This is a genomic window from Pseudomonas sp. LBUM1645 (genome assembly GCF_059716185.1).
Genome location: NZ_CP166811.1, coordinates 6,589,625 through 6,601,357, shown reverse-complemented (window position 1 = coordinate 6,601,357; position 11,733 = coordinate 6,589,625). Strand labels below are relative to the sequence as shown.

General features: G+C 59.3%; 8 protein-coding genes. 2 read left to right on the top strand and 6 right to left on the bottom strand.

Going from position 1 to position 11,733, the window contains the following annotated elements:
• Nucleotides 1-11: 11 nt before the first annotated feature.
• From betA to betI, 3 genes are all read right to left on the bottom strand, one after another.
• Complete coding sequence (gene betA / locus ACA079_RS30085) at nucleotides 12-1,715, bottom strand: choline dehydrogenase (protein ID WP_497701889.1); 1,704 nt, start codon at nucleotides 1,713-1,715, stop codon at nucleotides 12-14.
• A gap of 218 nt (nucleotides 1,716-1,933) precedes the next feature.
• The gene (gene betB / locus ACA079_RS30080; protein ID WP_497701888.1) at nucleotides 1,934-3,406 is read right to left on the bottom strand and encodes a betaine-aldehyde dehydrogenase; all 1,473 of its coding nucleotides are present in this window, start codon (nucleotides 3,404-3,406) and stop codon (nucleotides 1,934-1,936) included.
• Nucleotides 3,407-3,514: 108 nt separating this feature from the next.
• Nucleotides 3,515-4,108: a transcriptional regulator BetI gene (gene betI / locus ACA079_RS30075; RefSeq protein WP_008151939.1), complete on the bottom strand. Its 594-nt coding sequence runs from the start codon at nucleotides 4,106-4,108 to the stop codon at nucleotides 3,515-3,517.
• A 379-nt stretch (nucleotides 4,109-4,487) separates the two neighbouring features.
• Between betI and ACA079_RS30070 the strand changes: the two genes are divergently transcribed.
• The gene (locus tag ACA079_RS30070) at nucleotides 4,488-6,437 is read left to right on the top strand and encodes a BCCT family transporter (RefSeq protein ID WP_497704397.1); all 1,950 of its coding nucleotides are present in this window, start codon (nucleotides 4,488-4,490) and stop codon (nucleotides 6,435-6,437) included.
• 198 nt (nucleotides 6,438-6,635) lie between these two features.
• Here the strand turns inward: ACA079_RS30070 and choV are convergent, their stop codons facing one another.
• From choV to ACA079_RS30055, 3 genes are all read right to left on the bottom strand, one after another.
• On the bottom strand, nucleotides 6,636-7,814 hold the full coding sequence (choV, locus tag ACA079_RS30065) for a choline ABC transporter ATP-binding protein (RefSeq protein ID WP_497631912.1): 1,179 nt from the start codon (nucleotides 7,812-7,814) through the stop codon (nucleotides 6,636-6,638).
• Nucleotides 7,811-8,656 carry a choline ABC transporter permease subunit gene (gene choW / locus ACA079_RS30060; protein WP_497631911.1) on the bottom strand — a complete coding sequence of 282 codons (846 nt, stop codon included), beginning with the start codon at nucleotides 8,654-8,656 and terminating at the stop codon, nucleotides 7,811-7,813. Before choW ends, choV begins: the two co-directional genes overlap by 4 nt.
• Nucleotides 8,657-8,722: 66 nt before the next feature.
• On the bottom strand, nucleotides 8,723-9,670 hold the full coding sequence (locus tag ACA079_RS30055; RefSeq protein WP_046045294.1) for a choline ABC transporter substrate-binding protein: 948 nt from the start codon (nucleotides 9,668-9,670) through the stop codon (nucleotides 8,723-8,725).
• Nucleotides 9,671-10,105: 435 nt separating this feature from the next.
• Here ACA079_RS30055 and ACA079_RS30050 point away from each other — a divergent pair, with 435 nt between their 5' ends.
• Complete coding sequence (locus ACA079_RS30050; protein ID WP_497701887.1) at nucleotides 10,106-11,482, top strand: L-serine ammonia-lyase; 1,377 nt, start codon at nucleotides 10,106-10,108, stop codon at nucleotides 11,480-11,482.
• Nucleotides 11,483-11,733 lie beyond the last annotated feature (251 nt).

Here is an 11,733-nt window from a genome sequence, read left to right as displayed (position 1 = left end):
GGTGTTACGACTTACTGGGCAGTAAGGCTCACATCCCGCAACGGCTTGCCACGCACCGGCGCATCGCCGGCCACGAAATAGGCAGCCTTGCTACGCGGCAACGACTTGCGACCACGAATCTTGTCGGCGATTTTCTCGGCGATCATGATCGTTGGTGCGTTCAGGTTGCCGGTGGTGATGATCGGCATGATCGAGGCATCGACCACACGCAGGCTCTGCATGCCGTGCACTCGACCTTCAGCGTCAACTACTGCCATTTCGTCGGTGCCCATCTTGCACGAGCAGGACGGGTGGAACGCGGTTTCGGCGTGTTCGCGGATGAACTGGTCGAGCTGCTCATCAGTTTGCACGTCGATGCCCGGGCTGATTTCGCGGCCACGGAAAGCGTCCAGTGCAGGCTGTTGCATGATTTCACGGGTCAGGCGGATGCCGTCACGGAATTCCTGCCAGTCCTGCTCGGTAGCCATGTAGTTGAACAGGATGCTCGGGTACTCGCGCGGATCCTTCGACTTGGCCTGAACGCGACCACGGCTCGGCGAACGCATGGAGCCCATGTGCGCCTGGAAACCGTGCTCTTTCACACCGTTGCTGCCGTTGTAGTTAATCGCGACCGGCAGGAAGTGGTACTGAATGTTCGGCCAATCGAATTCCGGACGGGTACGAATGAAACCGCCGGCTTCGAACTGGTTGCTGGCGCCGATGCCGGTGCCGTTGAACAGCCACTCGGCACCGATGGCCGGCTGGTTGTACCAGAGCAGCGACGGGTACAGCGAGACCGGTTGGGTGCACGCGTATTGCAGGTACAACTCGAGGTGATCCTGCAGGTTTTCACCCACGCCCGGCAGGTCGTGGACCACCGGAATGTCGAGTTTTTTCAGCAGCTCGGCCGGGCCGACGCCGGAACGTTGCAGGATCTGCGGCGAAGCGATGGCGCCGGAGCACAGCAGCACTTCTTTGCGAGCGCGGGCTTCAACGCGCTCTTCAGTGGAGCCGATCAGGTAACGCACGCCGACCGCACGCTTGCCTTCGAACAGGATCTTGTCGGTCAGGGCGTGGGTAACGATGGTCAGGGTCGAGCGCTTCTTGGCGATGTCCAGGTAACCGCGAGCGGTGCTGGCGCGACGGCCGTTCGGCGTCACGGTGCGGTCCATCGGGCCGAAGCCTTCTTGCTGGTAACCGTTCAGGTCTTCGGTGCGCGGGTAACCGGCTTGCACGCCGGCTTCAACCATCGCGTTGAACAGCGGGTTATTGCCGGCTTTTGGCGTGGTCACGCTGACCGGACCTTCGCCACCGTGATAGTCGTTCGGGCCGATGTCGCGGGTTTCAGCCTTGCGGAAATACGGCAGGCAGTTCAGGTAATCCCAGTCTTCCAGACCTGGCAGTTTGGCCCAATTGTCGTAGTCCATCGCGTTGCCGCGGATGTAGCACATGCCGTTGATCAGCGAAGAACCACCCAGGCCCTTGCCGCGACCGCATTCCATCCGGCGACCGTCCATGTGTGGCTCTGGATCGGTTTCGTAGCCCCAGTTGTAGCGACGACCTTGCAGCGGGAACGCCAAAGCAGCCGGCATTTGCGTGCGGAAGTCTAAACGGTAGTCCGGGCCGCCTGCTTCGAGCAGCAGGACGGTGACGCCTTCGTCTTCAGTCAGACGGGTCGCCAGGGTGTTACCGGCCGAGCCGGCACCGATGATGATGTAATCGAATTCTTGGGACATTGAATGCACCCTCTTAATGTTTGGTCAGGTCGCGATCGCCGATGCACCACTTGATTGTGGCGAGGGAGCTTGCTCCCGCTCGGCTGCGCAGCAGTCGCAAAGTCAGCGACCGTGTTCTGTCTGAATGAGCGCGGAGTCTGAAGTTGGGGCCGCTTCGCAGCCCAGCGGGAGCAAGCTCCCTCGCCACAAAAGGCCCCAGCCTCAGGTTCCGCGTCAGATCAGAAAACCGAGGCGTAATCGCCCAGTTCGACCTGTACCGATTTGATGCGTGTGAAGTTGTTCAGCGAGCTGATGCCGTTCTCACGGCCCACGCCCGACTGCTTGTAGCCGCCAACAGGCATCTTGGCGTCGGATTCGCCCCAGGCGTTGATCCAGCAGATACCGGCTTCCAGTTGATGAATCACGCGGTGAGCGCGGTTCAGGTCTTTGGTGACAACGCCAGCGGCCAGGCCGAAGTCGGTGTCATTGGCGCGACGGATCACTTCTTCTTCGGTTTCGTAAGTCAGGATCGCCATGACCGGGCCGAAGATTTCTTCGCGAACGATGGTCATCTCGTCGGTGCAGTCGGTGAACACGGTCGGTGCCACGAATGCGCCTTTGGCGAAGTCGCCGTCGGTCAGGCGAGTACCGCCGCACAGGACGCGAGCGCCTTCTTCCTTACCTTTGGCGATGTAACCCAGCACGCTTTCCATGTGGGCGAAGCTGACCAGCGGGCCGAAGTTGGTGTTTTCGTCTTCCGGGTTGCCGATGCGGATGCGAGCAACGCGCTCAGCGATCTTGGCTTCGAAAGCAGCTTTCAGGTGAGTCGGTACGAACACGCGAGTGCCGTTGGTGCAGACCTGACCGGAGCTGTAGAAGTTGGCCATCATGGCGGTGTCGGCAGCGCGATCGAGGTCGGCGTCGTCGAAAATGATCAGCGGGGATTTGCCGCCCAGTTCCATGGTCACGTCTTTCAGCGACGAAGCGGAAGCGCTGGCCATGACCTTCTTGCCGGTGTCGGTGCCACCGGTGAAGGAGATTTTTTCGATGCGTGGGTGCTCGGTCAACCAGGTGCCGACTTCACGGCCGCTGCCGGTCAGCACGTTGAACACGCCAGCCGGAACGCCGGCTTCGGTGTAGATCTCGGCCAGTTTCAGCGTGGTCAGGGAAGTGACTTCGCTTGGCTTGAAGATCATCGCGTTACCGGCCGCCAGGGCTGGAGCGGATTTCCACAGGGCGATCTGGATCGGGTAGTTCCACGCGCCGATACCGGCCACGACGCCCAGCGGCTCGCGACGGGTGTAGACGAATGAAGTGGTGCGCAGCGGGATCTGCTCGCCTTCGATGGCCGGCACCAGACCTGCGTAGTACTCCAGCACGTCAGCGCCGGTGACGATGTCGACGTACTTGGTTTCGGAGAACGACTTGCCGGTGTCCAGGGTTTCCAGAGCGGCCAATTCATCGTTGCGCTCGCGCAGGATGTCGACGGCACGACGCAGGATGCGCGAACGCTCCATGGCGGTCATCGCAGCCCAGATTTTCTGGCCCTTTTCGGCGCTGACCACAGCGCGCTCAACGTCTTCCTTGGTCGCACGTTGTACGGTTGCGAGGACTTCACCGTTAGCCGGGTTGATGGCTTCGAAGGTGGCGTCGCTGCTGGCGTCGGAGTAGCCGCCATCGATGTAGAGTTTTTGCAGTTCGAAACGGGCCATATAGTCCTCGCAAGAGCATAAGTTGGTTGGCGGTAACCACTGGGCGTGCCTTATAGCTTGGGCAACGCTGGTCAGTGGCAGTTCAGGTGTTGAGCGGTTCTGTGTGCTCTAACTCACCTGCTTGGCCAGTTGGAAATCCATGTATTCGTAAGCGATCTGGTGCGCTTGCTCGGTGTCGAAAGCATCTCCCGACAGCGCGCCGCGCAACCACAAACCGTCAATGAGGGCTGCCAGGCCTCGGGCTGCACTGCGCGCGTCATCGAGCGGCAATACACGGCGGAACTGGCAGCACAGGTTGGAATACAGACGGTGATCGTTGATCCGCTGCAACCTGTGCAAAGACGGGTGGTGCATGCTGGTGGCCCAGAAGGCCAGCCAGGTTTTCATTGCCGGGCCATTGACCTGGCTGGCGTCGAAGTTGCCTTCGATAATCACCTGGAGGTGAGCCCGCGGGCTGCTGTCCTCCAGCGCCTGACGGCGCGCGGTGACGTTCTCGCTGAGGACACTCATCAGATACTGCGCCGTGGCAGCGATCAGGCCGTTCTTGTCCTGAAAGTAATGACTGATGATGCCATTCGAGACACCGGCCAAACGGGCGATCAGCGCAATGCTGGCGTCCCCCATTCCGACCTGATCTACCGCCTGCAATGTGGCTTCGATCAACTGCTGACGGCGGATGGGTTGCATACCGACCTTGGGCATCTTGCACATCTCCTTAGGCCTTCCGGCGGACGTGAAACGTCTATCGGATTGAAGGCCAGTCTATTTTGTTTTGATTGAACGTTCAATCAACAAAGAATAAGATCTGCGACAATTCGTCGCTGCCTACAGGTTTTTCCTACATGTAGTTGGCGGAAAAACGACATCCAAAAACGCTCGAAACCCACGCGCACTGGCGCTCCCGGGCTTCGGGCTTTTTTCGGGGTGTCTTTATATCACCCGCCGGTCGGCTGCCAACTAACCGATTAGTCGGGTACCGCGTTGCCTTGTGTTCTTCTCTCGCACTGCCTGGAGCATCTGTGCCATGAGTTCTGCCTCTCTTATAAAGACCCCACCCGAGAAGGTGACGGTCAACGGTTGGGTGTTCTACACCTCTACCGCGTTGATCCTGTTGTTGACCGCCATTCTGATCATCGCCCCGCAAGAGGCTGGCAGATTGCTCGGTATTGCCCAGGCCTGGTTGTCCCGCAGCTTCGGCTGGTACTACATGGTGGTGATCGCCGCTTACCTGGTCTTCGTGGTCGGCCTGGCGTTTTCGTCCTACGGCAAGCTCAAGCTGGGCAGCAAGGACGACACCCCGGACTTCAGCTACGGCGCTTGGGCGGGGATGCTGTTCTCGTCGGGTATCGGCATCTCCTTGCTGTACTTCGGTGCTTCCGAGCCGCTGGACCACTACTTCAATCCGCCGGAAGGCGTTGCCGGCAGCAACCTCGCTGCACGTCAGGCGGTTCAGCTGACGTTCCTGCACTGGGGCCTGCATGGCTGGGCGATCTACGCATTGGTCGGTCTGGCCGTTGCTTACTTTGCTTACCGTCATAACCAGCCGCTGGCGTTGCGTTCGGCGCTGTATCCGCTGGTCGGCGAGCGTTGGGTCAAAGGCGCCGCCGGTCATGCGGTGGACGGCTTCGGCATGTTCGTGACCCTGCTGGGTCTGGTGACGAACCTGGGGATTGGTTCGCTGCAAGTGTCGTCGGGCCTTGAAAACCTGTTCGGCATGGAACACAGCAACACCAACCTGTTGATCGTGATCATCGTGATGAGCACCGTGGCGACCATCGCTGCCGTGTCCGGCGTGGAAAACGGTATCCGCCGTCTGTCCAACCTGAACATCGTGCTGTTCAGCGGCCTGCTGATTTTCGTGCTGTTGTTCGGTCCGACCCTGCACCTGCTCAACGGCTTCGTGCAAAACATCGGCGACTACCTGAACGGTGTGGTGCTGAAGACCTTCGACCTCTATGTGTACGAAGGCGACAGCGAGAAGTCCGACCGCTGGTTGGGCCTGTGGACCCTGTTCTACTGGGCCTGGTGGATTTCCTGGGCCCCATTCGTCGGCATGTTCATCGCGCGTATTTCCCGTGGTCGCACGGTGCGTGAACTGGTGGCCGGCGTGCTGCTGATTCCGCTGGGTTTCACCTTGGCGTGGCTGTCGATCTTCGGTAACTCGGCCCTGGACCTGGTGATGAACCACGGGGCGGTGGAACTCGGCAAGACGGCGCTGGAACAGCCGTCGATGGCGATCTACCAGTTGCTGGAGCATTACCCAGCGTCGAAAATCGTGATCGGTGTGTCGATCTTTGTCGGTTTCGTGCTGTTCCTGACCCCGGCGGATTCCGGCGCGGTGATGATGGCGAACCTTTCGTGCAAGGGCGGCAACGTCGACGAAGACGCCCCGCACTGGCTGCGGATCTTCTGGTCGGCGGTGATCACGCTGGTGACCATCGGCCTGCTGTTCGCCGGTAACTTCGAAGCCATGCAAACCATGGTGGTGCTGGCCGGTCTGCCGTTCTCGGTGGTGCTGGTGTTCTTCATGTTTGGCCTGCACAAGGCGATGCGCCAGGACGTGCAGATCGAACAGGAGCAAGCGGAGCTCGCAGCGCGTGGTCGTCGTGGTTTCAGCGAGCGTTTGACGCAGCTGGACTTGCAGCCGAATCAGTCGATTGTTCAGCGTTTCATGGACAAGCAAGTCAGCCCGGCGCTGGAAGATGCGGCTGTGCAATTGCGCGCTCAGGGTCTGGATGTGCAGACGTTGCTGGGCAAATCGAAACGCTGCATGGGCCTGCGGATCGAGATGGAAGAGGGCAACCCTTTTGTCTACGAAGTAAGCCTGGACGGCTATCTGGCGGCGGCGAGCGACACGGTTTCGGCTGAAAGTGCTGATGAACCGCGTGCACGTTACTACCGCGCCGAGGTGTACTTGCACAACGGCAGCCAGGACTACGACTTGATGGGCTTCACTCAGGATCAGATCACCCGTGACGTGCTCGATCAGTTTGAAAGCCATCGGCAGCTCCTTGGCCGGGTTTATAGCTGAGATCAGAAGTGATGCGGTAAAGCTGTTGTGGCGAGGGAGCTTGCTCCCGCTGGGTTGCGAAGCGACCCCAAGAATTTGTGAGTGCTGCGCACTCAAGCGGGAGCAAGCTCCCTCGCCACAGTTATCAGCATTCCAAGCCTGATATCTGCACTAACAAAAACGCCGCGATCCTCTCGCGGCGTTTTTGTGTGTGTTGCCTTACCCCAGGTTCTTGCCGAGCAGTGCGTGATACAGCTCGCTGTCACCCAGAATCCCGACAACTTTGTTGTTGTCGTGCAGCACCAGCTTATTACCCGTCTGATAACGAATCTGCAGCGCTTCGCGCATGCCGATGTTCGAATCCACTACCGTTGGCCGACGACCCAACCCTTCAACCGCTTGCCCCGGCACCCAGTTCTGCAGATCCAGGCTCGCGCCGTTCTGACGAGCGCCCTTGATGGTGTTGCCTTCCGCCAGGTCCAGCCACGAATCGCCGCCCGGATCCAGGCACACCGAACCGTTGATGCGTTTGCAGTTGTCGAGGGTGCGCATCAGGCTGCGACCGCACAGTACGTTCAGCGGGTTGGTGTGGGCCACGAAGGTCCGCACGTAATCGTCCGCAGGGTTCAACACGATCTCTTCCGGCACGCTGTACTGAACAATACGACCGTCTTTCATGATTGCGATACGGCTGCCGAGCTTCAGGGCTTCATCGAGGTCGTGGCTCACGAACACGATGGTTTTGTTCAGCTTGCTTTGCAGTTCCAGCAGTTCGTCTTGCAGACCCTGGCGGATCAGCGGGTCAAGGGCCGAGAACGGTTCGTCCATCAGCAGGATATCGGCATCCATCGCCAGCGCGCGGGCCAGGCCCACACGTTGCTGCATACCACCGGAGAGTTCGTCCGGCTTCTTGTTGCGCCACTGGGTCAGGCCCACCAGCTCAAGTTTTTCATCGACCAGTTTTTTCCGTTCCTTCTCCGGACGGCCCTGCATTTCCAGACCGAAGCTGATGTTCTCGCGAACGGTCAGCCAAGGCATCAGGGCGAACTTCTGGAACACCATCGCAATGCGCTTGGTGCGCATCATTTTCAGTTCCGCCGGGGTGCAGGAAGCGATGTCGATCTGCTTGCCTTCGTGCTCGACGAACAACTTGCCGCGACTGACAGTGTTGAGGCCGTTGATGCAGCGCAGCAAGCTGGACTTGCCGGAGCCGGACAGGCCCATCAGTACGCAGATTTCACCCTTTTCGACGTCCAGGCTGGCCTTTTCAACGCCAACAATCTGCCCGGTCTTTTTCAGGATCTGGTCGCGTGTCATGCCCTGATCGAGGAGTTTCAAGGCCTCGCGCGGGTCTTTGGAGAAGATTACGTCGACGTCTTCGAAGCGAATAATGCTCATGCGTCACCCCCTACTTTAGCGTCGGGTTGTTTGCAAATACGGTCGAGCATGATCGCCAGCAATACGATCGCCAGGCCGGCTTCGAAGCCCAGGGCGATATCAGCAGTGTTCAGTGCGTTGACCACGGGTTTGCCCAGGCCGTCGGCGCCCACCAGTGCCGCGATCACCACCATCGACAGCGACAGCATGATGCACTGGGTGATACCGGCTGCGATGCTTGGCATGGCGTAAGGCAGTTCGATGCGTGCGAGCAGTTGGCGGCGCGAGCAGCCGAAGGCTTTGCCGGCGTCCATCAGTTCTGCGGGAACATCGCGAATACCCAGGTAAGTCAGGCGGATAGGTGCGGCAATCGCGAACACCACCGTAGAAATCAGACCCGGGACCACACCCAGACCGAAGAGGGTCAGGGTAGGAATGAGGTACACGAAGGTCGGCACGGTCTGCATCAGATCGAGCACCGGACGCATCAGTGTGTAAAACATCGGTTTATGCGCGGCGACAATGCCCAACGGCACGCCGATGACCACGCAGACCAGGGTGGCGAACAAAACCTGGGCAAGGGTTTCCATGGTTTCCTGCCAGTACCCCAGATTGAGGATCAGCAGGAAGGAGGCGATGACAAAAACGGTCAGGCCCCACTTTCGTTGAATGAAGTGTGCCAGTAGCGCGATGAGGCCGATCAATGCCAGCGGGTTGAACCAGGTCAGCGCAAAAGTCACGCCGTGGATCATCGTTTCCAGTGACACGGCGATTGCGTCGAAGGTGCTGGCGCCGTTTTGCGTCAACCATTCAACGAAGCCCGCGATGTACTGGCCTAAAGGTATTTTCTGATCAATCAGCATGGTAGTGAACGTCCGCATGCAAGGAAATAAACAGCCCGGGCGAGCGAACTCGCCCGGCGTAAGCGATTACTGCGCGAGCTTGGCTTTCACGGCCTCCAGGCCTGGTTTACCGTCAATGGTGGTCACGCCAGCGAGCCAGGTATCGAGGACCTGTGGATTCTTTTTCAGCCAGGCCTTGGCGGCCGCGTCAGGCTTCATTTTGTCGTCCAGGACGTTGCCCATCAGGGTGCTTTCCATGTTCAGCGTGAACTGCAGGTTTTTCAGCAGCTGACCGACGTTGCTGCATTCCTGCGCATAGCCCTTGCGGGTGTTGGTGTAGATGGTTGCCTGACCGAAGTTCGGGCCGAAATAGTCGTCGCCGCCGGTCAGGTACTTCATCTTGAAACGCGTGTTCATCGGGTGTGGTTCCCAGCCCAGGAACACCACGGCGGTGTTGCGGCGCTGGGCGCGATCGACTTGCGAGAGCATGCCTGCCTCGCTGGACTCGACCACCTTGAAGCCGGCGTCTTTCAAGCCGAAGGCGTTCTTGTCGATCATGCTCTGGATCAGGCGGTTGCCGTCGTTGCCTGGTTCGATACCGTAGATCTTGCCGTCGAGTTCTTTCTTGAACTTGGCGATGTCGGCGAAATCTTTCAGACCTTTGTTATACAACTCTTCGGGCACGGCGAGTGTGTATTTTGCGTTTTCCAGGTTGGCGCGCAGGGTGTCCACGGTGCCGGCATCGCGGTAGGCCTTGATGTCGTTTTCCATGGTTGGCATCCAGTTACCCAGGAATACGTCCATGTTCTTGCCGTCGGCCAGGGACTTGTAGGTCACTGGAACGGAAATCATCGTGGTTTTGGTCTTGTAGCCGAGCGCATCGAGAACGACGCTGGTGGTGGCGGTGGTGACGGTAATGTCAGTCCAGCCGACATCGGAGAAGTTTACGGTGCTGCACTGAGCGGGTTCTGCAGCTTGAGCCAGTAACGGCAAACTCAGCATTGCGGCCAACAACAACGACGGGGAACCTTTCATGGATGGACTCCTTGGTGTTTTTTTTGGCAGTGTTCCGACTGGACCACCGCACTTATAGGTTGCGGTTGGATGGCGTTTTGGAGACATCTCTACCACGGCGCCTTGCAATCGAGTCGATACGATCATGTACCAGTGAAAATCTGACGCCTACAGGGTGCGTCGTAACCAGTACAGGGATGGTCGCATCCAGTGTCGGTGACGTCGTTTACAGCTTTTTTCAGCCCCCTTTGACCCTCTGATCCGCAAAAAAACGGCGAAAACGCAGCGTCAAAGCCTCGCGGCGTTGGTGGGCATGAGTGCGTCGGTGTGAGACGTCGAACGACATGACAAAAGCCTGATGATGCGGCCATCTCGGCGGATTGCAGCTTGAGCGTAGCAGCTCCGTCACTGGGCGCTTTTGCGCCTGGAGTTGGCACATCCAGGAGTTCGGCAGTAATGGCTATCAGTGTTTTCGACCTGTTCAAAATCGGCATCGGCCCTTCCAGTTCGCACACCGTGGGGCCTATGCGCGCCGCGGCGTTGTTCGTGCAAGGTTTGCGTGAGCAGGGTCTTTTGGAACAAGTACGGCGCGTCGAAGTTCAGCTTTATGGTTCGTTGTCGGCCACCGGCATCGGTCACGGCAGCGACAACGCGGTGATCATGGGGCTGATGGGCGAGTGGCCGGACGCGATCGATCCGTCGCAAATCGGCATTCGCATCGAAACCCTGCGCGAAACCCACTCGCTGTTGCTCGACGGTCGTTTGTCGGTCCCGTTCATCTGGGCCCGGGACATGCGCCTGATCGACGAGAACCTGCCGTTCCACCCCAACGCCATGACGCTGATCGTCGAAGGCGATGACGGCGAGCTGCATCGCGACACCTACTATTCCATCGGCGGCGGTTTTGTCGTTGATGAAGCACAGGCTTCAAGCGGCGTTGTCGATCTGGACCGCACCGTGTTGCCGTACGATTTCTCCAGCGCCGTCGAACTGCTCAGCCTCTGCAAGCAGCACAACTTGCGCGTTGCAGAGTTGATGATGGCCAACGAGAAAGTCTGGCGCAGCGAAGAGGAAATCCGCGCTGGCCTGATGACACTCTGGCGCGCCATGCAGGATTGCGTCGAACAAGGCCTCAAGCACGAAGGCATCTTGCCCGGCGGCCTGAATGTGCGTCGTCGCGCGGCCAAACTGCACCGCAGCCTGCAAGAACTGAACAAGCCCAACGTGATCGGCTCGACCTTGAGCGCCATGGAGTGGGTCAACCTGTTCGCCCTGGCGGTCAACGAAGAAAACGCCGCTGGCGGGCGCATGGTCACGGCACCGACCAATGGCGCGGCGGGGATCATTCCGGCGGTGCTGCACTACTTTATGAAGTTCAGCGAGGTGGTGACTGAAGCCAACGTCGTCGACTATTTCCTCAGTGCGGCAGCGGTCGGGATTCTGTGCAAGAAAAACGCTTCGATTTCCGGTGCCGAAGTCGGTTGCCAGGGCGAAGTCGGTTCGGCCTGCGCGATGGCGGCGGCCGGGCTGGCGGAGATTCTGGGTGCGACACCGGAGCAGCTGTGTAACGCGGCGGAAATCGGTCTGGAACACAACCTCGGCCTGACCTGCGACCCGGTGGGCGGGTTGGTGCAAGTGCCGTGTATCGAGCGCAATGCGATTGCCGCGGTGAAAGCCATCAATGCGGCGCAGATGGCGCTGCGTGGCGACGGTCAGCACTTTATCTCGCTGGACCGGGTGATCCGCACGATGCGTGATACCGGTGCGGACATGCATGACAAATATAAAGAGACATCGCGGGGTGGGTTGGCGGTTAGCGCGGTGGAGTGCTGAGACCAAGTTACCTGTGGCGAGGGAGCTTGCTCCCGCTGGGTTGCGAAGCGACCCCAAGAATTTGTGAGTGCTGCGCACTCAAGCGGGAGCAAGCTCCCTCGCCACACCAGACCAGTCAAAACTGCGCACTAAGTGAACACCGGAATCAAAACGCGCCACGTTTTGGCGCGTCGCTTACAGATAAGCGACTTACCCGAGATCCGGGATCCAAGTTGGCCATTACCGCCTGTCACCTGTGCTTGTGGTGACAC

What these genes read in the sequence shown, in the direction of transcription:
- betA (WP_497701889.1), bottom strand. Translation starts at nt 1,715, where the DNA reads ATGTCCCAAGAATTCGATTACATCATCATCGGTGCCGGCTCGGCCGGT.
- betB (WP_497701888.1), bottom strand. Translation starts at nt 3,406, where the DNA reads ATGGCCCGTTTCGAACTGCAAAAACTCTACATCGATGGCGGCTACTCC.
- betI (WP_008151939.1), bottom strand. Translation starts at nt 4,108, where the DNA reads ATGCCCAAGGTCGGTATGCAACCCATCCGCCGTCAGCAGTTGATCGAA.
- choV (WP_497631912.1), bottom strand. Translation starts at nt 7,814, where the DNA reads ATGAGCATTATTCGCTTCGAAGACGTCGACGTAATCTTCTCCAAAGAC.
- choW (WP_497631911.1), bottom strand. Translation starts at nt 8,656, where the DNA reads ATGCTGATTGATCAGAAAATACCTTTAGGCCAGTACATCGCGGGCTTC.
- ACA079_RS30055 (WP_046045294.1), bottom strand. Translation starts at nt 9,670, where the DNA reads ATGAAAGGTTCCCCGTCGTTGTTGTTGGCCGCAATGCTGAGTTTGCCG.
- ACA079_RS30050 (WP_497701887.1), top strand. Translation starts at nt 10,106, where the DNA reads ATGGCTATCAGTGTTTTCGACCTGTTCAAAATCGGCATCGGCCCTTCC.